The 25,658-nt window shown below is 53.3% G+C and carries 20 protein-coding genes, 1 tRNA gene and 3 pseudogenes; 6 read left to right on the forward strand and 18 right to left on the reverse strand.

Annotated features, from left to right (window positions below; all coding sequences use genetic code 11):
* Nucleotides 1-216: 216 nt before the first annotated feature.
* A pseudogene (gene nifH / locus SJI19_RS05025) lies at nucleotides 217-346 on the reverse strand (nitrogenase reductase); the annotation flags it as partial.
* Nucleotides 347-553: 207 nt separating this feature from the next.
* On the opposite strand from nifH, the gene modD reads away from it, so the two are divergent.
* Entirely contained in the window at nucleotides 554-1,399 is an 846-nt protein-coding gene (gene modD, locus SJI19_RS05030; RefSeq protein ID WP_323477179.1) for a ModD protein, read from the forward strand.
* Nucleotides 1,400-1,558: 159 nt separating this feature from the next.
* Here the strand turns inward: modD and SJI19_RS05035 are convergent, their stop codons facing one another.
* Nucleotides 1,559-1,987, reverse strand: coding sequence for a TOBE domain-containing protein (locus tag SJI19_RS05035; RefSeq protein WP_323477180.1), 429 nt, complete (start codon nucleotides 1,985-1,987; stop codon nucleotides 1,559-1,561).
* Between the two features lie 360 nt (nucleotides 1,988-2,347).
* On the opposite strand from SJI19_RS05035, the gene SJI19_RS05040 reads away from it, so the two are divergent.
* Together SJI19_RS05040 and SJI19_RS05045 are read left to right on the forward strand one after the other, a co-directional pair.
* Complete coding sequence (locus SJI19_RS05040) at nucleotides 2,348-2,968, forward strand: response regulator transcription factor (protein WP_323477181.1); 621 nt, start codon at nucleotides 2,348-2,350, stop codon at nucleotides 2,966-2,968.
* A 55-nt stretch (nucleotides 2,969-3,023) separates the two neighbouring features.
* Entirely contained in the window at nucleotides 3,024-3,449 is a 426-nt protein-coding gene (locus tag SJI19_RS05045) for a hypothetical protein (RefSeq protein ID WP_323477182.1), read from the forward strand.
* Nucleotides 3,450-3,471: 22 nt separating this feature from the next.
* Here SJI19_RS05045 and SJI19_RS05050 read toward each other — a convergent pair whose 3' ends face one another.
* From SJI19_RS05050 to SJI19_RS05080, 7 genes and pseudogenes are all read right to left on the reverse strand, one after another.
* Entirely contained in the window at nucleotides 3,472-4,407 is a 936-nt protein-coding gene (locus SJI19_RS05050; protein WP_323477183.1) for a helix-turn-helix domain-containing protein, read from the reverse strand.
* 56 nt (nucleotides 4,408-4,463) lie between these two features.
* Nucleotides 4,464-6,134, reverse strand: a pseudogene (locus SJI19_RS05055) (ATP-binding protein); the annotation flags it as partial.
* 243 nt (nucleotides 6,135-6,377) lie between these two features.
* Nucleotides 6,378-7,907, reverse strand: a pseudogene (locus SJI19_RS05060) (serine/threonine protein kinase); the annotation flags it as partial.
* On the reverse strand, nucleotides 7,865-8,248 hold the full coding sequence (locus SJI19_RS05065) for a response regulator transcription factor (RefSeq protein WP_323477184.1): 384 nt from the start codon (nucleotides 8,246-8,248) through the stop codon (nucleotides 7,865-7,867). The gene SJI19_RS05065 and the pseudogene SJI19_RS05060, both read right to left, overlap by 43 nt.
* A gap of 55 nt (nucleotides 8,249-8,303) precedes the next feature.
* Entirely contained in the window at nucleotides 8,304-8,573 is a 270-nt protein-coding gene (locus SJI19_RS05070) for a DUF1427 family protein (protein ID WP_323477185.1), read from the reverse strand.
* A 27-nt stretch (nucleotides 8,574-8,600) separates the two neighbouring features.
* Nucleotides 8,601-8,765 (reverse strand): DUF1427 family protein, encoded by a 165-nt coding sequence (locus SJI19_RS05075; RefSeq protein WP_323477186.1) that lies wholly within the window; start codon nucleotides 8,763-8,765, stop codon nucleotides 8,601-8,603.
* A gap of 59 nt (nucleotides 8,766-8,824) precedes the next feature.
* Nucleotides 8,825-9,511 (reverse strand): hydrolase, encoded by a 687-nt coding sequence (locus SJI19_RS05080; RefSeq protein WP_323477187.1) that lies wholly within the window; start codon nucleotides 9,509-9,511, stop codon nucleotides 8,825-8,827.
* A gap of 347 nt (nucleotides 9,512-9,858) precedes the next feature.
* Here SJI19_RS05080 and SJI19_RS05085 point away from each other — a divergent pair, with 347 nt between their 5' ends.
* From SJI19_RS05085 to SJI19_RS05095, 3 genes are read left to right on the forward strand one after another with little or no spacing between them, the layout of a single operon-like run.
* Complete coding sequence (locus SJI19_RS05085) at nucleotides 9,859-11,745, forward strand: amidohydrolase (protein WP_323477188.1); 1,887 nt, start codon at nucleotides 9,859-9,861, stop codon at nucleotides 11,743-11,745.
* 3 nt (nucleotides 11,746-11,748) lie between these two features.
* Complete coding sequence (locus tag SJI19_RS05090) at nucleotides 11,749-12,165, forward strand: DoxX family protein (protein WP_323477189.1); 417 nt, start codon at nucleotides 11,749-11,751, stop codon at nucleotides 12,163-12,165.
* On the forward strand, nucleotides 12,162-13,829 hold the full coding sequence (locus SJI19_RS05095) for an MFS transporter (RefSeq protein ID WP_323477190.1): 1,668 nt from the start codon (nucleotides 12,162-12,164) through the stop codon (nucleotides 13,827-13,829). The genes SJI19_RS05090 and SJI19_RS05095 overlap by 4 nt, the downstream gene beginning before the upstream one ends.
* 70 nt (nucleotides 13,830-13,899) lie before the next feature.
* On the opposite strand, the gene eutR is transcribed toward SJI19_RS05095, so the two are convergent.
* The 9 genes from eutR to SJI19_RS05140 all read right to left on the reverse strand — a co-directional run bounded on the left by eutR (nucleotide 13,900) and on the right by SJI19_RS05140 (nucleotide 25,610).
* On the reverse strand, nucleotides 13,900-14,949 hold the full coding sequence (gene eutR, locus SJI19_RS05100) for an HTH-type transcriptional regulator EutR (RefSeq protein WP_323477191.1): 1,050 nt from the start codon (nucleotides 14,947-14,949) through the stop codon (nucleotides 13,900-13,902).
* A gap of 306 nt (nucleotides 14,950-15,255) precedes the next feature.
* Nucleotides 15,256-16,638 (reverse strand): aldehyde dehydrogenase family protein, encoded by a 1,383-nt coding sequence (locus SJI19_RS05105; protein ID WP_323477192.1) that lies wholly within the window; start codon nucleotides 16,636-16,638, stop codon nucleotides 15,256-15,258.
* Nucleotides 16,639-17,110: 472 nt separating this feature from the next.
* The gene (locus SJI19_RS05110; protein WP_323477193.1) at nucleotides 17,111-18,256 is read right to left on the reverse strand and encodes an iron-containing alcohol dehydrogenase; all 1,146 of its coding nucleotides are present in this window, start codon (nucleotides 18,254-18,256) and stop codon (nucleotides 17,111-17,113) included.
* 310 nt (nucleotides 18,257-18,566) lie between these two features.
* Nucleotides 18,567-20,753: a phosphate acetyltransferase gene (gene pta, locus SJI19_RS05115; protein ID WP_323477194.1), complete on the reverse strand. Its 2,187-nt coding sequence runs from the start codon at nucleotides 20,751-20,753 to the stop codon at nucleotides 18,567-18,569.
* A gap of 122 nt (nucleotides 20,754-20,875) precedes the next feature.
* Complete coding sequence (pntB, locus tag SJI19_RS05120) at nucleotides 20,876-22,297, reverse strand: Re/Si-specific NAD(P)(+) transhydrogenase subunit beta (RefSeq protein ID WP_323477316.1); 1,422 nt, start codon at nucleotides 22,295-22,297, stop codon at nucleotides 20,876-20,878.
* Between the two features lie 18 nt (nucleotides 22,298-22,315).
* Entirely contained in the window at nucleotides 22,316-23,842 is a 1,527-nt protein-coding gene (gene pntA / locus SJI19_RS05125; RefSeq protein WP_323477195.1) for a Re/Si-specific NAD(P)(+) transhydrogenase subunit alpha, read from the reverse strand.
* 372 nt (nucleotides 23,843-24,214) lie between these two features.
* Nucleotides 24,215-24,291: transfer RNA gene (locus tag SJI19_RS05130), tRNA-Pro, on the reverse strand.
* 278 nt (nucleotides 24,292-24,569) lie between these two features.
* Complete coding sequence (locus SJI19_RS05135) at nucleotides 24,570-24,998, reverse strand: organic hydroperoxide resistance protein (RefSeq protein WP_323477196.1); 429 nt, start codon at nucleotides 24,996-24,998, stop codon at nucleotides 24,570-24,572.
* 180 nt (nucleotides 24,999-25,178) lie between these two features.
* A complete protein-coding gene (locus tag SJI19_RS05140; RefSeq protein ID WP_323477197.1) occupies nucleotides 25,179-25,610 on the reverse strand; it encodes a MarR family transcriptional regulator in 432 nt (143 codons plus the stop codon).
* Nucleotides 25,611-25,658: the final 48 nt, after the last annotated feature.

The raw sequence follows: 25,658 nt of genomic DNA on the forward strand, positions 1-25,658 counted from the left end.
CGTAATATAAATAAACGTTATGACCACCCATAAGAAAATCATGGGATCCCCTGCTGAGAAGCGAGGAAGAAACAATATATTTCTCTGATTCAACAAATTATTTTTACCACGCCGCCGCCGTCGGGTTGAAGCAAAATACCGAGATTATCTAAGAATATATATCTCTGCCCCTTAGTCGCTTTTGCGTTGCCGGAACATTGTGTTATTAGATTTACTCACCACATCGCCTAATACATCAAATAAAATCCAAATCCTATGAATACGCTTTATTATTCTTCATCAGATCAATGGCAGTGATGACACCGCGGCCAGCACAACGTAAACCTGGCTTCGGATCGTCTGATTTGGCTCAGCTAATGCCGCAAATCCGGCTTGATAGCCTCAGCGCGCTGGCCGACTTAGTCCCTAAATGTACGTTGATAAAAACAATAGTTACTGCAGATAGTTATTAAGGTGTAGTCCAACAACCGCCAAGCATTGATCAGCATCAAACGAGACTTATTCATGAGTATGGTATTGCTATGCTCTCTTAGCAACACCATAAGGCATCACTATGCTCTATCTTTCCGAAACCGATATAGATTCGTTACTGCTTGATGATATTCGTGGCGGCGATCTGACCACCCGTGCGCTGGGTATCGGCGCGAGTGCCGGCATGATGACCTTTAGTCTGCGGCGACCAGGCATCATCAGCGGTCTGGACGCCGCCGCCCGAGTGCTACAACGTCTCGACCTGCAGGTGCTTAAAACCGGGACCGACGGGGTGTCAGCCTCCGGGCAAGAGGTGATATTAACCGCCCATGGAACAGCCGAAAGACTGCATCAAGGCTGGAAAGTGGCCCAAAATCTATTGGAGTGGTGCAGCGGAGTGGCCCAGGCGACTCATGCATTGGTCACACTAGCACAAGCCATAAATCCACAGATACAAATTGCCTGCACCCGTAAAAATATTCCCGGGACCAAGGACCTGGCGTTAAGCGCAGTGATCGACGGCGGCGGCACCGTGCATCGCTGTGGCACGGCGGAAACGGTATTGCTCTTCGCTAACCATCGTCATTTCTGTACCGATCCCGGTGACTGGCGTGCGCATGTGCTGACCCTGCGGCACGCAGCGCCAGAGCGGTTTATCATGGTGGAGGCGGACAACGAACTTGAGGCGATGGACGCGATGCGTGCTGGCTCGGATGGGGTTCAATTAGATAAATTCAGTCCTGACGCCGTGCGCCGAATGATGGCATTTGCCCTATCCGACGCACCGCATTGTCGACTGGCCGCGGCTGGTGGCATCAATATCGACAATATCGAGCACTACGCCCGCACCGGTATTGAGCTGGTCGTGACCTCATCGCCTTATTATTGCCAGCCGGCTGATATCCAGGTGCGTTTAACCCCGGCGTAGCCGTCCCACATAGGGGTTTATAGCGCACGGTAGCGCTTGGCGGCAAGTTCCTCGCCCACGGGCCGCTAACACCCACGACACAGAGGCCTAACCACGGGTTGCCAGCACCCACGACACAGAGTCCTAGCCGCGGGTTGCCAGCACCCACGACACAGAGTCCTAGCCGCGGGTTGCCAGCACGATGCTCGATGCCTTGACCAGGGCGGTCACGGCGTTACCGACCTGCAGGCCCAGACCAGTAACGCTTTCTTTGGTAATGACCGAGACCAGGGTCAGCGCCGGGTCGATTTCTACCGTGACTTCGCTGTTTATCGCTCCGGTGACAATCGTTTTGATCGTACCGTTAAACTGATTGCGCGCCGAAAAACGCAATCCGCTATCGGCCGCCGTGAGGATCACCCAAGGGGCTTTAATAAAGGCAATAGCTTCACCGCCCTGGTGCAAATTCAGGTTTTCCACACTGCTGTGGGTTACGGTGGCGATCAGTGCATGGCCGTTGGACAGGGTCATCTCGATTTCATCGTTAACTGCGCCGGTTTTAATGGCGCTAACGGTACCGGTAAGCTGGTTTCTGGCTGAGGTGAGCATAATATTCTCCGTTGGGTTTACAAAATCAGTCACCGGTGCCATTAGGCAGGCGGCGCCGAGGTGATGTCCGGTCAATCATCACTAACGTGGTGTTAAATCGAACGATTTACCTCACCTAGTTGAAAAACAAACGACAAATTAATGCAATTCCCATACCAATGGCCAATCAGCCGACAACCTATTAAACGATTGGGCAGGATCTTGCATCCGTATCCAGCAGGTGAAATTCACACGGCGGTCACATCAATCGTTAAAAAACCGTACTATTTTACAAGATTGTAACCTGGTTACCGGAGATTATAGGGCCTCAAGCGGGAATACGAATGAACTTCTTTTGTCGATTGAATAAAGGTCATATCCATGAATCATATTGTTTACGTTATCGACGACGATGATTCCGTGAGACGCTCTATGGTCCGACTCCTTGAGTCCGCCGGTTATGCGGTGGTGGAATTTGCCTCGGCGGAAGCGTTCCTTACCCACTCATTAAGCCAACTGCCCGGTTGCCTGGTGCTGGATATGAACCTGCCGATGGCCGATGGGTTTCACGTCCTCGACGCCTTGGAAAAAAGCGGCCGGCAATTGCCGATTATCTTTATCACGGGTTTTGCGACGATTCCCATGTCGGTAAAAGCGATGAAAGCCGGAGCCCATGAATTTCTGGCCAAGCCGGTGGCGCCGGAAGATTTGCTTAGCGCCGTAAGTGAGGGTTTACTCAAGGCGAAAAAAAATCAGCTTTTTGCCAACGAGCAATCGGATCTGACGCTACGCCACCAACGTCTGACGCCACGGGAACGTGAGGTGCTGGGGCTGGCGATCGGCGGCCTGCTTAACAAACAAATCGCCAGGGCCTTGGGCGTCAGTGAAATAACAGCTAAAGTGCATAAGCGGCGGGTTATGGAGAAAATGCAAACCCGTTCGTTGGCGGATCTGGTCAGGGCGGCGGAGCGGCTGCATATCGTTAAATCACAAAGCCGCTAATCGCCTATTCCCGGGTCCTTCCGGTAAACAAATTCCATCGCCAAGGAAATCAAGCATGACAGCCATCGAACGACCCGATGACGGGCAACGCGCAAGTCTTAAAGCCGTTTCAGCCTCCTTGCGTAAACTGCATAAATCCCTGATCGATCTGGAAACTCAACGTTTTGGTCCGGTAGGTAACCCGTTTGAACACTTGCAATTGGTCGCCACCCATGGGCAATTTGCCTGGATCCGGCTACTGTCGGAGCTCCTGGTGGAGCTGGATGAACGGTTGGATGAGGACGACGACATGGGCCACGACACGCTCCCCGCCTACCGCAAGGTCATCGAAAATTTGCTGGCACCGGGCCAGGAAAATCAAACCGATTTTTCCAACAAATATCGGGCCGCACTGCAAGAGTCAACCGAGGTGGCCATCGCCCATGGGGCGCTGCGTCATCTGCTCTCCTCACTGCCCGGCACCCCCATTACCAAAGGTTAGCCAGCCTGGGCGACGGCAGACTTCACAGGCTTTGTGATTTTTCAGTGGCGTACTGCCGTTGCCAATTGCCGGGGGGTACGCCGGTTAACGCCTTGAACACCTTGGAGAAATGACTTTGATCGGTAAAACCGCATTCCAGAGCGATTTGCGTCAGTGTGTGTTGTTGTCGCACCAGCAGTTCCCGAGCGTGGTTGATACGCATATTTTGCAGCCAGGTATAGGCAGACATGCCGGTGGTATGCTTAAAATAACGGGCAAAATGTGCCCGTGATAACCCGCACTCCTGGGCAATCTGCGCCAGGGAAACCCCTAGGGATAGATTTGCCAGCATAAATTCCTTGGCGCGCTTTTCCTGCCAGGGGGCCAGCCGTCCCGTTTGGCGCGGCAGCGCCCGTGGCCCCTGGCCATAGGTGGCGGTGATATGGGCATACAGACCCAGGGAAATATGCTCCAGGAGAAAACGCGGTGACTCGAGGGGGTGATCCATTAAACCGACCAATGCCTGTGCCAGGTGAAAAATCACCGGGTCGGTAGCGCCGGGCGCGCAATCAAAGTGATCGATGCGTTGTTGCCCGGTGTCATAGGTAAACTCATCCAAGGCCTGGCGGGTCAGTAAAAAACGAACGTTATCAAACGCACTAAGATGCTGGCAGCGCCACTCATAGGCCAAATGCGTGATCGCCACGGCTTGCTTAACGTGACCGCCGGCATGCATCAGACGACCGTCGCGCCAGAGCTTATGGGACGCAAAGTCTCTGAGTTGGACGATAATGGAAAAAACGTCCCCGGAAGGGATGGCGATAACCGGTGCCAATTCCCTGGGGAAACGTTCAAACTGCCGGCTTACCATCAGACGCGCCGCGTCCGTCGTTAGCGTCAGCCGATTGGCGTTTATCGGTTCGATATGAAATCCATCCCCTTGGCTATGAATACCCCGGCTGGCTAGGGCAATCATCATGATTACGATTAGTTATTATAATAATAATCAGTATTAGCATATTCATTAAAAAAAAATTAGGGCGCTTTTTCTGAAAATGTCGGCAATACAAAAGAAAAATGGCTGCCGTAAGGTTCTCGCCGCGCCGCGGCTATTTTGCCCTGATGGCTGTCAATAATGGTATGGCTGATCGCCAGTCCCATGCCCATACCCTGTTGCTTGGTGGTGTAAAACGGCTCAAACAACCGGTCTATCATGGTCTGACAAATACCGATGCCGGTATCCCATACGCCGAACACCACTTTACCCGGCTCGGGATTAGCGGAGGTGAGCGTTAATAGCCGCGGGCGCTGCTCCACCTCGGCCATGGCGTCCATGGCATTGATCACAAGATTCAACAACACCTGTTGGATTTGTATCTTATCGCCATACACCCGTGGTTCGCAGGCCTCAAGATGGCACGCCACAACGATTCGCCGTCGTTCTAATTCACTGCGCGACAACGCGATAATATGGTGGGCGGTATAATGCAAATCAACCTGGCTGAAGGTGGGAGCCTCATTCCTGGTCAAGGCCTGCAGGCTGCGGATGATTTCCCCGGCCCGTCGTCCCTCGGTAACAATATCCTCCAATCCCGAACGCACGTTATCCCATTGTGGCGTATCGCGATTTAACCACCGCAGACTGGCGCCAGCATTGGAAACAATAGACATCAACGGCTGGTTAATTTCATGCGCAATGGAGGCGGTAAGTTGTCCGACGGTTGTCGCCCGCGTGACCCGCGCCAGGTCGGCCTGAGCGGCCCGCACGGCGTCTTCAGCCTCCCTTCTGGCGGTGATATCGGTGACGGTGCCAAAATATTCCATGACCCCCTCTGGGGAGGGTACCGGCTCGCCGATCCCAGCCACATAACGGACGCTAGCATCTGCCCTGACGATCCGATACTCGGCTTGCATGGACCGGCCATAACGCACTGCCGTATCAATAACGGCGAGGATCCTTTGGCGATCATCTGGATGGATAAACAGTATGCAATCATCAAACGTGATAACCCTCGGTGTGGGGTCCAAACCAAAAATTCTGGCATACTCGGCTGATATTTCAATATTTTTATGTTTTAACTTCCACCGCCAGCTACCGGTATGGCTGATTTTCTCGCCCAACATCAGCGAGGCCTGGCTGGCGCGTAGCTCGCTCTCCACCCGGCGGCGTTGCAGGTTTTCTTCTAATAGCTCGGCATACAGAGTGGCGGTTTCGAGGGAGACGGCCGCCTGGGCCACGAGCAGGGCAATCACCCGTGAGTGCTCAGCGGTAAATGCATCCGGCATTAATCGATTTTCCAAGTATAAGACGCCCACCAGTCTGGCTTGTTTAAACATCGGCATACATATCGCCGCCGCGCCGGAGGCAACCAGATAGGCATCTTTACTGAACGGATTAAACTCACCCGGCGTACCAAGGCGGATTTCCTGACCGGTACGTATCACCGCACTCAGTACCGATAACGGCAGATCGGTCTCATTTGGCAAGGCTTTTTGCAACCGAACCGTCACGCCGTTTGGCGTGGTATCGGCACTCGCTTCGATAACCGGCACGTGATCTACCAAACGAATCAATAAACCACGCTGAGCGCCTGCATGTTCGAGTGTCATTGTCATAAGCGTATGGATCAGACGATCAAGGTTGATCTCCTCAGATAACGCCCTGGAAGCCTTAATGACGGTTTCCAACTCCCTAACCTCATTGTGGGTTATGGCGTTAGGCACCACAGGGTGCCGACTGTCGGCAACGGCCTGAATCGATCCTGGCTTCAGGCCCGCGCCGGTCATACCCCGCTGTACCGACAAGAACGCCATGCCTTGCTGGTCCAATGGCGCAAGAACGATCGACGTCACCCGTGGTGAACGCTGTTTAAGCATCGCCAATAGTGGTGTAAAAACACAATTGGACGAAGGTTGTGGATCGCGATAGGCAGCCACCATCAACAAGGGTAATCCGATCGGCTGACTCATCAAGTAGACCAATAACCGCATGCTCGCCGGGTCGATCAAATGCATGTCGTCGATAAGCAGTACCAAGGGACGATCGGGGGTGGCAAACGCCTTAACGAGGCTCAATATCGACTGGTTAAAGCGGGCCTGTGCATCTATGGCAGGGATATCGAAAAAAGGATTTTTTTGCTCCATCAACAATGCCAACTCCGGCACCAGGTTAATGGCCAACCCCGCGTAAGCGCTCAAGGATGACGCGATACGCATCCGCCATTCATTGACCTGTGCTTCAGGCAACCCCAGTACCTGCAAAACTAATGAGCGGAACGCTTGCGATAACGCAGCAAAGGGCAATTCCCGCCGGGAGGAGGTTATTCTACCCACAGCAAAACTGGCCGATTTTGGCCGCAGGGCGCTTAAGACGTTGGCAATCAACATTGATTTACCGCTGTCCGCTGGCCCGCAGATAGTGACCAGAACGGGCATGCTACCGGCGTTAACCTCGTCAAACGCGGCAACGACGCGTCGAACGTCAACGGCGCCGGTTGACATCGCGCGGGAAAACGCCAAATTGGGCGGCGTATCATGCAGTCCTGGCACAAAATCCATGATGTTGTGATGTTTACCCCACGACGCCAGGCACCGTTTTAGATCCGCGCCAACGCCCGCGACGGTTTGATAGCGCTCTTGCGGCGATTTCGCCAATAACTTAAGCAGGATTCGGGACAGCATGGGAGGCGTATCCGATTGGACCTGATGGGGTGGGCAAGGTGCACAGGCAATATGTTGATGTACCCATTCCGGCCACCCGCCGTCGCCGTCTATGGCAAACGGCAGACGTCCAGTCAACAGCTCATAGAAAACCACGCCCAGACTATAGAGATCGCTGCGCGCATCAACATCGCCTTGAGTACGTCCGGTATGTTCTGGGGACATATAGGCCGGTGCGATCCCGCAAACCGAGATATTGACGCCCTGGCGTATCGGGGACGTCTCGCCGGCCAGGCCAAACCCGCCCAATTTGCACCGGCCGTCAGGTTGGATAAACAACGCGGTCGGCTTAAGATTGCCATGACATATCCCTAGGGCATGCAGAGACTTAAGCGTTGCACAGATACTCAGCGCCAGGGTTAAAAATCCCTGAATATCTCCCGGCGACGGCCGGTGCGGCGGCAAAGGGAAAAAAAAGTCAAAATCATCGTAAATCAGCGCCTGCTGCCCCTGGATGCAGGTCAGGGCGATCGGCGTAACCGCCCACGCATCGCCCAGTTGCCCGCGTAGGGAAAATTCATGCTCTAACTGGATATCGGCCTGGACTGCCACGTCCGGGGTGGCGGGCGACGCGACCAACAAAGAGGTTTTATGCGGATGCTGGTAAAGATCCAAGGCAAGAATACCCTCCTCGGCTAACCGTTCAATTCGATAGTCGGACGCACCGGCGGTCAATTGCGCGATAACATCAACGATGTCCCTAGGCATGGCTAGATTCATGACGGCTCCCCACCCTTGGCAACGATGAGACGGATGCATTCCAATAAGGTATCCACGTCGATGGGTTTACGCAAGAACGCCACTGCGCCTTCGTCGATCGCCCGTGCGCGCATCCGTTCGTCACCATGGCCAGAGATTAAGATGACCGGCAGCGGCGGGTGCGCGTTGACCAGCCGTGCAAGCAATTCAAAACCGTTGATCCCCGCAAGTTTGACATCCAGAATAATGGCGTCGGCGCTATAGGCCGCGTTATATTTCAGAAAGTCTTCCGCCGAGGCAAAACGTATGACCTCATAGCCGACGGACCGCAGCAAATTACTCAGTCCGTTTCTCACGGCATCATCGTCGTCAATAATAGCAATCAGCCGTTGCACCGTCATATTGGCTTACTCCCCCATCCATCAAACCCAGGGTACCTAATAGTCGGGCGGTTGCTTAGCCCGGTGGCGTATCCGACGGTGTGGTCGGCGTTTTAGCCGGCGGCGTACCGCTGATTTTGGGAATGCACTCGGTACGGAACCACTTCATGGATAAGGGCTGGCGGTTTAACGCGCGACGGCATACTGGCACCACCTGCTCACCCACCAGCATGCCCAATAGCCCGAGCAATGCCACCATCGGTGGTGCAGGAGATCGTACCTGCAGTAAGCCATAAACGATGCCGGCCAGAATACCGGCAATCAGGGACACGACGAATGCTTTCATCTTACCTCCAAGCGGGCTATCTCGCGGCTAGAACCAGTGGCTGACCACCAGCACCGACAGCTTTTCGCCCAACAACATCCCCAACAACCCCACCAGGGCCACGGCGGGTGGCGCGGGGGAGCGCAGGTTAAATAACGCGTAGAGTAAACCGATTAATACACCCATGCTCATTGAGACGACATACGCATTCATGAAGACTCCACGGGTAAAATGCACCCTGAACGACGCGCGGTGATGATCAACACACGCATTTATTTGGCAGGCACCGGCGGCAGCGTGCGGTGCTCGTTTTGGGTACGCTGCGCGGCTTTATGCACCATGGTATAGGCGTAATCGACGCCCATACCGTATGCGCCGGAATGCTGTTTGACGATGGACATGACGGCATCGTAAGTCTCTTTGCGTGCCCAGTCCCGTTGCCATTCCAGCATAACCTGCTGCCAGGTCACCGGGATAACCCCCGCCTGGATCATGCGCTGCATGGCATAGTCATGTGCTTCTTTGGAAGTGCCGCCCGATGCGTCGGCCACCATATAAATCTCGTATTGACCTTCAGCCATCGCGCACAGGGCAAAACTATTGTTGCACACCTCAGTCCATAGACCCGATACCACCACTTTTTTCCTGCCCGCCGCCGCCAAACCATCACGCACTTTTTGATCATCCCATGAGTTCATGGATGAACGCTCAAGGATGTCATGCGTCGGAAAAACATCTAATAGCTCGGGATACGTGGGACCGGAAAAGCTGGTGGTTTCCACCGTGGTAATCAAGGTAGGGATGCCGAATACCTTCGCGGCTTTCGCCAGCGCCACCACATTGTTTTTTAACACTTGGCGATCTATTGACTGCACGCCAAACGCCATTTGTGGCTGTTGATCAATGAAAATCATTTGACAGTTAGTCGGGGTCAGGACCTCTAGTTTCGAATCAATCATAATAATATCCGTTGCAGGTGAGAACGTTAGGTTGATGACAACCACCACCCGGCACACAACATGTTTAGATTGTGTCTCGCCATTGATCGTGGCGGAACACCGCGTAATGTTGAATGCCGCCCTTCGATTTCTCTTTGCATAGTAGAAGCTCACCTCAGCCTAAACCATTATCTCTTTGTATAACTAGACGCCATTCCGGTCAGCCGCCCATAATCAAAACGTCACCACTGTGTCATCGCCAGCCTAGCGGCAAGGTGTTTCATCCGTTTTCCACAGTTCGGCCCGGCCCCCAATGTTCGCCATGGCGCCGGCACGACAAAATGCGTCCCCATCCGCCAGGAGGTTTTATGGTTTCGCCCGATATGACAGAATTAATGGCAGAATCAACAGCAGATCTCATCCTGATCAACGGTAAATTTCATACTCTGGATCGGCAAAATCCCTTAGTTAACGCGGTCGCTATCGGCAACGGCAGATTTTTAGCCGTTGGCAACGAGGCCGATGTCATGAGACATCGACGGGAACAGACCACCGTCATTGATTTGATGGGGCGTACCGTCATCCCCGGTCTGAACGACTCCCACCTCCATCTGATCAGGGGCGGCCTAAACTACAATCTTGAATTACGCTGGGAAGGTGTGCCATCGTTGGCTGATGCGTTAGCCATGTTGAAACAGCAGGCAGATCGTACACCTCATCCGCAGTGGGTCAGGGTGGTTGGTGGGTGGACCGAGTTTCAATTCGCCGAACGGCGCATGCCGAGTCTCGATGAACTCAATGCAGCGGCGCCCGATACACCGGTGTTTGTACTGCATCTTTACGATCGTGCGCTGCTTAATCGGGCCGCGTTACAGGCCGTGGGTTATGGCAAAGAGACCCCCAACCCTCCCGGTGGGGAGATCCAGCGCGACCAGGCAGGCAACCCCACCGGTATGCTGATTGCCAAACCGAATGCCATGATTCTTTATGCCACCCTAGCCAAGGGCCCGGCGCTGCCGCTGGAGTATCAGGTCAATTCCACTCGGCAATTTATGCGTGAACTCAATCGGTTGGGTGTGACCAGTGCCATTGACGCCGGTGGCGGATTCCAAAATTATCCAGAAGATTATCAGGTGGTCGATCAATTAGCGCGCGAGGGTCAGTTGACGGTGCGGATTGCTTATAATCTGTTTACTCAGCGCAAGGGTGAGGAACTGGAGGATTTTCAACGCTGGACCGCGTTGGTCAAGCCCGGCCAGGGGGATGATTTTTACCATCATAACGGCGCGGGAGAAATGCTGGTGTTTTCTGCTGCCGACTTTGAAGATTTTCTGGAGCCGAGGCCGGATTTGGCGCCAGGGATGGAAGATGAACTTGAAGCGGTGGTTAGGCATTTGTTGAGCCAACGCTGGCCATTTCGTTTGCACGCCACCTATAACGAATCCATTAGCCGCATGCTCGATGTGTTTGAAAAAGTGAACCGGGACATCCCATTTGACGGTTTGCACTGGTTATTTGACCACGCGGAAACCATCACCGAAAAAAATATTGAACGAGTACGTGCGCTAGGTGGGGGCATTGCCATACAACATCGCATGGCATTCCAAGGAGAATATTTTGTTGATCGTTACGGCGCGTTAGCGGCATCCCACACCCCACCGGTAGCGCGCATGTTGGAGATGGGCGTACCGGTGGGTGGCGGTACCGATGCCACCCGCGTGGCCAGTTATAATCCGTGGACCGCACTTTATTGGCTGGTGTCAGGTAAAACGGTTGGCGGTTTGAGGCTTTATGAAGGCGTGGATCGCCTGTCGCGAGAGACAGCCCTTGAGTTATGGACCGCTGGCAGCGCCTGGTTTTCCAATGAACAGGATAAAAAAGGACGCATCAAGGCCGGGCAGTTCGCCGACCTGGTCGTGTTAAGCACCGATTATTTTTCCATTGCCGAAGAGGATATCAAGGCCATTGAATCCATCATGACCGTGGTCGGCGGCAAGGTGGTCTATGCCGACGGTGAATTTTCCTCACACGGCCCAGCATCGATTCCAGTGTTACCAGACTGGTCGCCCGTGATCCTGGTTCCGGGCCACCATCGACAATTGACCGGGGTCAATGCCGGTAAATTACCACATAGCTGTATCGGCCCCTGCGGTGTACATGGACACGCTCATGACCAGGCGCGGGGTTCCTCGGTTCCGGTCTCTCATCACGCCGGTTTTTGGGGAGCGCTGGGCTGCAGCTGCTTTGCGTTCTAACCGATGAAAAGACAACCTTGGTTATATACCGCACCACGCATCGATCTGGGGCTATTATTTTTGCGTTTGGCCGGGAGTTTTATGCTGTTGTATGTTCACGGCATACCGAAAATCCTGCATTACGCCAATCAGCTGGCACAAATTGAAGACCCGTTTGGCCTGGGGCGTTCATTGAGCCTATGGGCCGCCATTTTCGCAGAAGTGCTCTGCCCGATAGCGATTGTGCTGGGCGTGGCTACACGGTTAGCCTGTTTGCCGATCATCGCGGTGTTGCTTATCGCCATGTTGGCGGTACATCCCGACTGGTCGGTGGCGGAAGGGCAGTTTGGCTGGCTGCTGCTGATTATTTTTATTACTATCAGCCTATGCGGCGCGGGCCGGTGGGGCCTGCTTCCCTCGGGAACAAAGGAAACACCATGACCCAAACGCCTAAACCCGGAGCCAACCATCAGTTAGTCGTGGAACCGACCGCCTCGCTAGCCGAGGCGTCGTCGCCGTGGAGTCCTCTGCGCCAGAGCATATTCCGCATGTTGTGGATCGCAACCGTAGCATCCAATATCGGCTCATGGATGAGCGATGTTGGCACCAGTTGGATGATGTTGACCCTAAATTCCGATCCCTTGATGGTGGCGATGGTACAAGCCGCCAGCAGCCTGCCCATGTTCCTGTTCGCCTTGCCGTCCGGCGTCATGGCCGATATTGTGGACCGCCGTAAATACTTGCTGTTTTCCCAAGTCTGGGTATTTGTGGTCGCCGCCGGGCTCGCATTTTTGGCCGTGACAGACCATGTCACGCCGCATGTGCTGCTGGCCGCCGCCTTTTTATTAAGTACCGGTGCCGCCATGAGCTCACCGCCGTTTCAGGCGGTGGTGCCGGACCTGGTAGCAAAATCCGAGCTGGCCCCCGCCATCGCGCTGAACTCTCTGGGCATTAATATCAGTCGCGCCATCGGACCCGCGCTGGGGGGATTGATTTTATCCTTTAGCGGCCCGGCCACCGTGTTTTTACTTAACGCCCTATCGGTGCTGGGGGTGACATGGGTGCTGTTTCGCTGGCAGTCGGCGCCGAATATACAACGCCTGCCACCGGAACACTTCTTTTCCGCCGTGCGCGTTGGACTGCGTTACGTGTATTCCGCGCCGGTTTTAAGGACCGTGTTAATCAGGGCCATGGCGTTTTTTTTGTTCGGCAGCGCCGGTTGGGCGTTGTTGCCGCTGGTGGCGCGACGGGAACTGGGGTTGGGGCCAGGGGGATACGGTGCGCTGTTGGCCTCCATCGGCATCGGTGCAGTGTGCGGGGCAATCCTGCTACCGTCGATGCGCCGCAAGTTCACCGCCGACAGCCTGACGGTGCTGGCTAGCCTGCTGTTTGCCTTGACCTTGTTGGCATTGGCATTTATCCGTCATTTTTGGCTGCTGGCCGGGATAGAATTTTTTACCGGTTTTGCCTGGATTGCCATACTGTCTACGCTTAACGTCGGCGCCCAACGCAGTGCGGCGCGTTGGGTTAAAGCCCGTGCTCTTGCGGTCTATCTGACGGTGTTTTTCGGCTCAATGACCGCCGGCAGCGCAATCTGGGGCCAACTGGCGTCTAAGGTGAATATTCAAACCTCTCTGCTGGTGGCCGCCATCGGGATGATCTTGGCCAGCACGACCGCCCTGCGTTGGAAGTTGAGTCACGATCCGCAACTGAACCTTGATGCCACGGAACATCCACCAGCGCCGCAAACGGGTCTGCCGCACGATCGTGGACCGGTTATGATAAGCGTTGAGTACCACATCGATCCCGTGAACGCACGGCCGTTCGTGGTTGCGCTGCAAGAAATGCGACGCGTTCGCCGGCGCGGCGGCGCACTGACCTGGGCGGTTTACGAAGATGTGCAATCGCCCGGTAAGTTTGTCGAGGTATTTGTGGTGGGTTCATGGCTTGAACATTTAAGACAACATGAGCGCCACACCGTTAACGATCAACTGATCCAAAGCCGGGTAAGGGCATTTCAACTTGGTGAACAACCGCCGCAAGTGCGCCACCTGGTGGCGCCGGATGAATCCAGCTACGCTGGGGATTCATCACAATTCGGGTGATTTTTGCGAAAAAACACCGCGCTAACGTTGTTGATAGCGCGCGTGACCCAGCCATAGCAATCCCTTGAATCTAACGCACCACCATCGAATCCAGCGCCAAACTCGAATTTAACATTAACGTCGTGCGGCGTCCGCCATGTGTGGGCTGATGTCGCAAACGCAGTGTCGCCGAGGGTTTCTCATTGAATAACAATTGATAATCGGTGGCGAACTGGCTTAAATGCCAGAATCCCCAGGACATGGCGGCGTCAGTGACGTTATGGCAGCGAGAAAAAGGACTAATGAGTTCGCGATGCACCGCGTTAAGCCGGATCATTTTCAACCAGGAATTGGGACCGACACCCACGACATCGCAAAAAGCGGTCTGTAAGGTTCGGCGACTGACGTACAGTTCGCGACACAAATCAAGCACCGTCACCGGCTCCGAGGTTCGGTCAAGCACGTATTCTCGCGCACCGTTCACCAACCGCCGATAGCCCATTCGCCTACCTGGCGTTTGGGACGGTAGCGGATGCGCACTTTCCAACAGCGTCAACAGCGCCATCAGCAGGTGGTGATTGAGGGCTTTGCCGGCATTGCCGCGCTGTATTCGTTGTGGATCGGCACACCCATACCAGAGTACCTGGTGGACTAAAGCGCATAATGCCGCTTTTTTGTGTGGTTCCACTATCAATGCCGACTGCTGACTCAATAACCGAAAGATCTGTTCCTGATCCACCAGCATATCGGTATCCTGAAACAACGTGTCATGGGAAATCACCATGCCCAGAATCGCGTATTCGTCAGGCGTATTCAGTTCAAATTCCTCACCGCCGGCACTCACGGCGAGGCAGTTTTCTTCTATGGGTTGCGATCCGATAAATCCTACGGCACCTGGGGTGGCGGGAATCCCTAACCAAAAAGACTCCGGCTTCACCATACAGGACTGTCGTAACGCCAGGCTGGTGTATTCACGACATAATTGAATACCGTCAAAAAGGATCTCGGTCAATTCCCCCTGAAAATGCCCAGGATGAATTTGATCGTAAAGCTGCTGCCAAGCCGTAATCGCGCAGGATTGCGCATAAACATCTTGGGTGAAATAGTGGTGTATATTTTCATCTTCTTCACGCAGCAACATTTTTTTTACCTCCTGGGGGGTAAATCATGATATCAAGACGATGCACGCTGAGGACGTTTTTGTTGGTCATTAAATGACCGCGCAATGACAGTCCTAACGAGATACAACACCAGATTGTGGCCATCCATAGACGATGGGGCGTAATACCGCACTTTATAACATATGCCGCCACGTTGACTTGATCTCGATGATATTCATCATCATCACCACGTCGTGATCGCCTGAACACCCTCAATGATGACGGGTTACGCTGACCGTCCATTGATCACACATCGAGCATGACCAAGGCGGTCAACGTTTGCCCCATTACACGATTCGGAACATACCCACCATGACACAACGACGCAGGCGGACAAATGTGCGCGCAGAGGTTACCCCTTCGCCAGTCGGCGTCGAGATGGTCATTGATGTCCAGCCTTCACCGCCCAACCCAAGCCCCGCGATACAAGGACCATTCTTTACAAAGATGCTGGTATCAACCGCATTTGCCATTTGATTCATATTGTTAATATTGGTGGAGTGCAGCGCGGCAGTATGATGACGGCCACCTTCGAGCTTCACCGCCAGCTCAATGGCCTCAGCCACGTTATTGACCCGCACCACCGCCAATACCGGCATCATCATCTCGGTAACGGCAAACGGATGTGCAGCATCGGTTTCGGCGAGTAGCAAGCGGGTTTGTTCGTCAACCTTCAGACCGATGGTCGCTGCAATTTTCGCCGCATCACGACCAACCCAGTCGCGGCTGACGGTTCCTTTGCCGGTGTCATCAATATCAGACAGCAGCACGGGCAACAATTGCCGGACTTGCTCATCATCGAGTAACACGGCCTGTGCGAGTTGCATTTCCGCCAACAACTCATCGGCAACGCTATCAACCACAATTAGCACTTTTTCATCGGCGCAGATGATGTTGTTATCAAAAGACGCGCCCCGTACGATGGCGCGAGCCGCCGCCCAGATATTTGCCGTTTCATCCACGACGACCGGCGGATTGCCCGACCCTGCCGCGATAAGTCGTTTATCGGTGTGCTTACGCGCCGCTTCCACCACTGCCTCACCGCCGGTGACCACTAACAGACCAATGCCGGGATACTTAAACAGGCGTTGCGCCGTTTCAATGTCGGGGTTCTCTACGGTAACCAGTAGATTATCCGGCCCACCGACCGCCAAAATGGCATTGTTTAACAGGCTGATAGTGTGCTGCGAAACTTTTTTCGCGGACGGATGCGGCGCGAAAACCACGCTATTGCCAGCGGCAATCATACTGATGGCATTATTGATAATAGTCGCCGCCGGATTGGTGGAAGGCGTGACCGAGGCGACTACGCCCCAAGGCGCGTTTTCAATCAGCGTCAGTCCATTGTCACCGGTCAGCACTTCCGCCGACAGGCATTCCATGCCCGGTGTCCCGCGTGCTTGCGACACATTCTTGGCGTATTTGTCGGCGACGCGGCCCATGCCCGTTTCGGCAACCGCCATCTCCGCCAACACCTGCGCATACCGTTCCCCAGCCTGGCGGATAGCCTCGATCACTCGCTGACGCAGCGCGACACTGTTAAGCAGCTTTTGTGCTTGCTTGGCGGCAGCCACCGCCTCGTCGAGCGTGGCGAACACGCCGGCTTGCATCATATTTACTGCCTGTACTGCCTGTTCGGGTATAAGCTGTTTCATCGTCACTGTCCTCATATGGCATGATAAAAACCGGGCAAGGCCAACAACTACCAAAGGCAGGGTTAGCCTGCTGGTTATTTGGAAAGGGGGGAACGGATTTACAACGTTTCGACTAGGCCTACGCATCCTGCTTACCCAGACAAGTTTTAAATAATATGCTTGGTTTCCATTTCATTACCCCCTCGTCTCACAGACCATTCTGACAATGAGCAGTAAAAGGCAATAACAAATTTCGGCAACATGAATAAAAGGGTGAAAGAGATCACTTAAATAATGACGATTGATACTTTATTAATGCAGACAGGGCTTTTACTTTTTCATAACAATTTAATTACCAATATAGCTTCATCAGTAATAGTTTCGGATAAATCACCGTGCCATCAGGTTCAGCCACACTCGCGCTAGGTGATTGTTGTTATTTATGGGGTATTTCACAGAGCGGCCCAATGGGCGCTCTGTGAAATTTGTTAACAAGAATCAGAAATATTTATTTACCATAATAACTTTGCTGATAAAGGTTTTTGATATTTTCTACACTCGTATGACCAGGATTGGTTACCGTACAAGGATCGGCCAACGCGTTTTCACTCATTCGTTCCAGTACCGTATTAAATGTTTTCTCCTCAATAACGACTTCCCGACAGTCCTTTAGGGTCAAGGGAATATCCAACCGCCGGTTAAGGTCTTTGATCGCGTCTATCAGATCTTTGATTCTCAGCGTTCTTTCCAATAAGCGATATTTATCGGTAGATAAGCGATTATATTGAATAATATAAGGCAGCATAATCGCATTGGCTAATCCGTGGGTAATATCGAACTCACCGCCGATTTTATGCGCCATGGAATGTACTAGGCCTAGCGACGCATTGGTGAAGGCAATGCCGGCCAGCGCTGAGGCGTTATGCATATTATAGCGGGCAATAAGATTATCCGGTTGCAAATAGGCGGTTTCAAGATTGTCGAACACCAACCGGATGGCTTCTATGGCATAAGGGTCAGTAAACGACGTCGCTGCGGTGGAAGCATAGGCTTCCAGCGCATGGGTCAACACATCCATACCGGTATTAGCGGTAATACTCGGCGGCATTTTCGCTGGAATACGCGGGTCGAGGATCGCGATATCCGGCACCATATCCGCCGCGACTATGGGGTATTTAATATGGTTCTTGGTATCGGTGATAACCGAAAATGAGGTAATTTCAGAGCCACTGCCGCTGGTAGAGGGAATAGCCACAAAACGGGCCTTAGTGCGCAACGGCGGCATTGAGCCTACGGGGATAATATCTTCGAAACTCAAGTGCGGATGCTCATAAAAACACCACATCACTTTGGCCGCGTCCAGTGCCGATCCGCCGCCGATGGCCACAATCCAGTCAGGTTGGAAGGCCAGCATCGCTTCAGCGCCGTTGCGTACGGTTTCAACCGAGGGATTCGGCTCAACATTATCAATAATAATGCATTCAAAATTTGCTTGTTTTAACAGGTCCTCGGCACGTTTTAAAAATCCCAAACGTTTCATCGAACTTCCGCCGGTCACCAGCGCAGCTCTTTTACCGACTAATTGCGATAAATGATCTAACGCATTTTCCCCATAAACAATATTACGGGGCAAGGAAAAAGTGGAGATTGTCATGATAAATCCTTAAGTATAAAAGTAATCGAAAAAGGTTATCCACATTCTCCCACCGGTCCGTATTCAGCATTAATAATGCTAGAGTCATAAACGCAATCTCCACACTGTCTGCTTGTCAGGGTTTTCTCTCGAACGCGACAAACAAGGCTTGGCCCTTGATATAGGAGTTGCCAATGTACTCAAATCGATAATATACGCCCGGCAGGTTTCTTGGCATAAACAGTCTGTGCCGTCGCAAAAAACTTATGAGGTCTTATTTTCATACCTCGGGACAACACAGAATAAATAACATTTTTATATTCGTTGCGGCTTAAATAATTTGAGCCGCAGAAACATCCATACACCCGTCACGTGAAGTTGCACGAGTATCTTCATTTTGCGCTGCCTGAATAGCCGTCAGGGCAATGGTATAAACAATGTCGTCCACTAAAGCGCCACGCGATAAATCATTCACTGGTCGGCGAATGCCCTGCAGCATCGGCCCAATAGACACTAAATCCGCTGAGCGCTGCACCGCTTTATAGGTTGTATTGCCGGTATTCAAATCCGGAAAGATAAAGACCGTCGCTTTCCCTGCTACCGGTGAATTCGGTGCTTTGGACCGGGCCACATCGGCCATGATGGCGGCATCGTATTGCAGCGGACCGTCGACCAGCAAATCAGTCCGTTTTTCCTGGACCAGACAAGTGGCTTCGCGCACCTTATCCACGTCGCTGCCGATGCCTGAGGTGCCGGTAGAGTAGGATATCATCGCCACCCGGGGTTCAATGCCAAACGCCATTGCTGAATCTGCGGACTGGATAGCGATTTCCGCCAACTGTTCGGCGCTCGGATCCGGATTGATAGCGCAGTCGCCATACACCAAAACCTGGTCCGGCAGCAGCATAAAAAATACCGATGAGACCAGCGAACATCCTGGCGCGGTTTTGATCAGCTGGAGTGCCGGGCGAAGCGTATTGGCAGTAGTATGCACAGCGCCGGAGACCAGGCCGTCAACCGTTTCCTCCGCCAACATTAATGTTGCCAGCATCACATTATCTTGTAACTGCTCCCGCGCCACGACCTCGGTCATGCCTTTGTTTTTACGCAACGCCACCAACGGTGCCACGTACTTTTCACGTTCCAAGACCGGATCGATAATGTCGATACCTTTGCCCAGCGCCACCCCTTGTGCAGCGGCAATACGCTTGATTTCAATTGGATTACCCAACAGCACGCACCGTGCGATGCCGCGTTCAGCACATATGGCCGCCGCTTTCACCGTACGTGGTTCCTCGCCTTCGGGCAGCACGATACGTTTACCGGCCTGCCGGGCCCGTTCAGTCAACTGGTAACGAAACGCCGGCGGCGACAGGCGGCGCGAACGTTCGGAACTGGCGGTCAATGAACCGATCCAACGGGTGTCGATATAATCGGCAATGTAGTTCTGTATTTGTTCCACTCGCTGATGATCGTCCTGCGGGACGGCCAGACTAAAACGTTGCAGGTCAAGAGACGTCTGCCACGTCTGGGTGTCTACCATAAACACCGGCAGCCCGGTTTGTAAGGCGCGCTCGCACAGTGCGGCAACACAGGGCTTGATGTCCTTACCGCCGGTCAGCAAGATGGCGCCGATCTCGACCCCGCTCATTGCCGCAAGGCTGACGGCAATCAGCACATCAGGGCGATCGGACGAGGTGACCAGCAATGAACCGGGGAGAAAGTGTTTTAATAGCTGCGGAAGATTCGCCGCGCAGAAAGTGATTGAGGTGATCCGACGCGTTCGTATCTCACCTTGGTTGATAATGCGAGCGTTCAGGTGCCGGGCCATGTCGATAGCGCGCGTTGCGATCAGTCCAACATTCCAGGGTATGCGCCCCAGTATCGGCAGTGGGCTATCAACCCACTGTGCAATACCACTGATATGGGTTGTGTTGTTTAGGTCTATTCTATCAAACAGTTCTGACAAATCAGGGCGTATGCGACCCTGCTCGTCAACCGGCGCGTTCAGTTTGTTAATGATAACACCGATGATATTGTTGTTCTTGCCGCCGCCAAAACCCGCGCGCGCCAATTCAATACGCTCTTTTAAGTGCACCGGCACGTCGTCGCCCAGCGATAAGACAAAAACGATTTCCGCGTTCAGAGCCTTCGCGATCTGAGCATTCAACGCGTGAGCAAACTGATGATGACGCGTCGAGGCTAACCCTTCCACTAGCACCACTTGCGCGCCTTGGGTCTGGGCATAAAAACCAGCAACAATCTCTTCGAGTAGCCGATCCTGCTGATCGGTGCCAAGTAGTGCCTCGACATGACTGATAGTGAGCGGCGTCGCGCTGAGCAGACCGGTGTCGGCAGGAAGATCGTCGTGCGTCGGGTCTGAGCCTGGCGGTTGAGCAATGGGTTTATAGATGCTCAGGCGCACGCCTTGACGTTCGATGGCGCGAATCACCCCCAGGCTGACACTCGTCAACCCGACGCTTGGGCCGGTAGGGACTAACATTATGGTACGAGACACAATTAAACCCCTTTTCAGATCACTCCAGAGTCAACAGCCATCCTCAACCGACGCCATGACCTTGCCTAACAGATTTAGGCGGGTGGTTGCACGTGCCACCACCCGTCATTCATAAAGCCGGTTTACAGGTACTTGAGGATGGCCTCCACGCTGGCTTTGGCGTCGCCGAACAGCATTTGTGTGTTCTCTTTAAAAAACAGCGGATTTTGTACTCCGGCATAACCGGTACTCATCGAGCGCTTAAAGACAATCACGTTCTGTGCTTTCCATACTTCCAATACCGGCATACCGGCAATCGGGCTGTGCGGATCTTCCTGGGCTGCCGGGTTTACCGTGTCGTTCGCCCCGATAACCAACACCGTGTCGGTATCAGTGAAATCGTCATTGATTTCATCCAATTCCAGCACAATATCGTAGGGGACCTTGGCTTCCGCCAGCAGCACGTTCATGTGCCCGGGCAAGCGTCCGGCCACCGGATGGATTCCGAAGCGGACTTTCACACCGCGTTCCCGTAATCGTTTGGTCATATCCGCTACCGGATATTGGGCCTGCGCCACTGCCATGCCATAGCCGGGGGTGATGATCACCGACGTGGAATTTTTCAGCAGCTCCGCCGTTTCCTCGGCGCTCACTTCGCGATGTTCTCCGGTTTCCTCCGCGGTGCTCGAGGCGCTACCGTCAGAACCGAACCCTCCCGCAATCACGCTGATAAACGAGCGGTTCATGGCTTTACACATGATGTAGGAGAGAATGGCACCGGATGAACCGACCAGCGCGCCGGTCACAATCAACAGATCGTTATTGAGCATAAAACCCGCCGCCGCCGCTGCCCAGCCCGAGTAGGAATTGAGCATGGAGATCACCACCGGCATATCCGCCCCGCCGATGGAGGCCACCAGATGCCAGCCAAACGCCAGCGCAATCAGGGTCATCACCAGCAATGCCAAGAGCTGCGGTCCCATCATCGAGATACCCGCCGGCAGGGTAACCATCTCCGGTTTGATAAAGACGCATAACAACAGCAAAGACAGCAGCAGCGCCAGCACATTCAACTTGTGCCGTTGCCGCAAGATCAGCGGCTTAGACGAAAAAATGCCGCGCAATTTGCCGAAGGCCACGATCGAGCCGGTAAAGGTTATCGCACCGATAAAGATACCGAGAAACACTTCGGTCAGATGAATATTGACCATCACCGCGTCAACATTGGCCTCATGGTAGAGAAAACTGTTATACCCCACCAACACCGCCGCCAAACCGACAAAGCTGTGCAACATGGCCACCAGCTCAGGCATACCGGTCATTTCAACCTTTTTGGCCAAATAGACGCCAATCATGCCGCCGATCGCCATCGCCGCGACGATGCGGGCAATTGTCCCCGTGTCGGCACCCAATCCGGCCACTGTAGCCAGCAAGGCTAGCGCCATGCCGCTAATACCTAAAAAATTTCCTCGCAAAGAGGTCGCGTGTTGCGACAGTCCCGCCAGGCTGAAGATAAACAAGATGGCCGCCACGATATAAGCTGCGGTGACCAATCCCTCCGAAATGTGGACCATGATTTTCCCTTAGCCTTTACGGAACATTTTCAGCATGCGCTGAGTAACGGTGAACCCACCGAAAATATTGATGCTGGCAACCAGCACCGCGATAAACGACAGTGAACCGACCCAACCGCCTTGCCCAATCTGCAACAGCGCACCCACCACGATAATGCCTGAAATGGCATTGGTGACCGACATCAAGGGTGTATGTAGCGCATGACTCACATTCCACACCACATAGTTACCCACCACGCACGCCAGTGCGAACACGGTAAAGTGCGATAGGAACGCTTGCGGCGCCACATTGGCGAGTCGGCCAAATAGCACCACCAATACCAGCAGCAACACATATTTTTTCCAGGGGGCATTCGGCTTGGCTGGCACCTTGGCGATCGGGGCCGGTTGAGCCTGGACCGGCTTCGCCGAGACCTTGATAGCCGGCGCTGGCCAGGTCACCTCGCCGAGTTTCACCACCGTCACACCCCGGATCACCGCATCATCAAAATCGATAATGATCTCGCCGTCTTTCGCTTTACACAGCAGCTTGAGCAAATTAAGCAAATTGGTACCGTAGAGCTGGGAAGACTGCGTTGGTAACCGACTGGGCAAATCGGTATAACCGATGATGCGCACACCGTTAGACGTCACCGTGATCTGGTCTGCTACCGTAAGTTCGCAGTTGCCCCCGTTCTGGGCCGCCAAATCGACAATCACACTGCCCGGCTTCATCGAAGCAACCATCTCTGCAGTGATCAGGCGTGGCGCCGGTTTGCCCGGGATCAACGCCGTGGTCACGATAATGTCCACCTCTTTTGCCTGAGCGGCAAACAGTGCCATCTCGGCCTGGATAAACGCGGGGGACATCACCTTGGCATAACCGTCGCCACTACCGGCCTCTTCGTCAAGATGCAGTTCGAGGAACTCGGCACCCATGCTTTGTACCTGTTCTTTGACTTCCGGACGCGTATCAAAAGCACGGACAATCGCCCCCAGGCTACCGGCGGCGCCAATGGCCGCCAGCCCCGCCACACCGGCACCGATAATCACCACTTTCGCCGGCGGGACTTTACCCGCAGCGGTGATCTGTCCGGTAAAAAAGCGGCCGAATTCATGGGCCGCTTCGATAATGGCGCGATAACCGGCAATATTGGCCATTGAACTCAACGCATCCATTGACTGGGCGCGTGAAATACGCGGCACCGAGTCCATTGCCATGACGTTGATCTGACGCGCGGCCAGTTTTTTTAATAAGTCAGGATGTTGTGCGGGCCAAATAAAACAGATAAGCGTGCTGCCGGCGCGCATCAGCGCTATTTCATCGTCACTTGGCGCATTCACCGCCAGGACCACATCTGCCAACCAGACCTCAAGACCGTCCACCACGGCCGCGCCGGCTGCCCGATAGGCCGCATCATCAAAACTCGCTTTTTGCCCGGCGTCTTGTTCGATGATCACGGAAAAACCAAGCGTCAACAGCTGTTCTACTGTTTTAGGTGTTGCTGCAACGCGTGCCTCATTCGTTAATCGTTCTTTCGGTATCCCAATATTCATATCCATCCTCATCGCCAAATAAAACGCTTTCCCTCAAAAAATAATATGTCTTGTACTGCTAACCGCCCCGCTTAATGTGGATAAAGAACACACGACTGAAACAGACAACACGGAATAAATTGATGGCTCAGAAGCTGATCGGTACCGTCGCGCGAGCCATTTTGGCGACGAGTGGCAAAAGGGAATAACAAATTTCGGCAGGAAGAATAAAAAATTGAAATAGATCACGTAAATAGCAAAAATATTAACGATATTTAGGGGGAATAGAGAGCAGATAACAAAAAAAAGCAGCAGGTCATGATAACCGGCTGCTTTTTTTATACTTCTAAAAGGCCTTGTCTGGACAACGATGAACAAGACTTTTGGGGAATGTGGTCGGTGAGAGAGGATTTGAACCTCCGACCCATACGTCCCGAACGTATTGCGCTACCAGGCTGCGCCACTCACCGAATGCGGGCGCATCTTACTGCGACCCTCTTTTTGCGTCAATCCCTTTTTAAGGAAAAAATCCATGACGGCAAGATAGTGATCATCGTTAGGTCAATATATTACAACGCCAGTGAGGTTACCGGTTTACAACACCCGTTATTCGCCTCAAAAATTATAGCGTTATCAATACTGATCATTGAACGTCGATAAAAAACCGCCATCAGCACGCGGCTAATGGCGGTGTTGTCCAGATTTTTTACCGGCGCCCCTTGAGATGGCACCAGTTTAATGAACCAAATTAACTAATAACATTAAGTTTAACATCAATGTTATTGCGGGTCGCATTAGAATAAGGGCAGACCACATGGGCCTTTTTCACTAACTCTTCCGCTACACCACGATCCATGCCGGCTAAATGGATATCCAGCTGCACTTCAATCGCAAACCCGGTGGGCACCGCGCCGATACCCACGGTACCTTCAATAAAGGCATCAGCCGGTAGCTTGACTTTTTCCTGAGAGGCCACGTGTTTTAGCGCACCCAGGAAACATGCAGAGTAACCGGCAGCAAACAGCTGTTCTGGATTGGTGAACTCCCCACCCGGGCCACCCATCTCTTTCGGTATGCCCAGTTTGACATCCAGTACGCCGTCGGATGAAGTTGCGCGTCCATCACGTCCGCCGGTAGCCTTGGCCTTCGCACGATAAACTACTTTTTCAATAGACATATCTCTTTCCCTCTTACGTTATTGGATGTGATTTACTTTATGGGCAGGTTTATAACCCACGATTAAATCGCCCGCAATCTATAAATACAGACTCAGTTAAGTATAGACCATCAATAGCACCACCTGGTCTTCAGGCAACCAAGGCACCATCGACTATGGCGTCCAGGTTGCCCTGGTCAGTTAGTGCTGTGCCAGTTGGGCGCGCAGTGTTTCTAACTGATGTTTCATATCGTTAAGCCGAGGTGCACCACAACCGGTAGCACACAATATTTCACCGGGGACAGTTTGTGCGGTTTCACGCAGTGCCCATCCACGTTCAGTCAGGCGGATAATCACTTGCCGCTCATCCACCGCAGAACGATACCGCCCCAACAGACCGGCAATTTCCAAACGTTTAAGCAATGGCGTCAAGGTGGCGGAATCGAGAAATAGCTGATCGCCAATCTCGGAAACCATCACTTCGTCCCGTTCCCACAGCACCAGCATCACCAAATACTGCGGGTAGGTCAGGTTCAGCTTGGCCAATACTTTACGATACACTTTGTTCAGCGCCAGATTTGCCGAGTAAAGGGCAAAACAGAATTGCTGATCCAGCATCAAATTCGTATCCATCGGCGGTTGACCATCAAAAGAGTGTCGATGGAGTAATTATAAATAGCG

The sequence above is a fragment of the Acerihabitans sp. TG2 genome, from assembly GCF_035013185.1.
Taxonomy (GTDB): Bacteria; Pseudomonadota; Gammaproteobacteria; order Enterobacterales; family Enterobacteriaceae; genus Acerihabitans.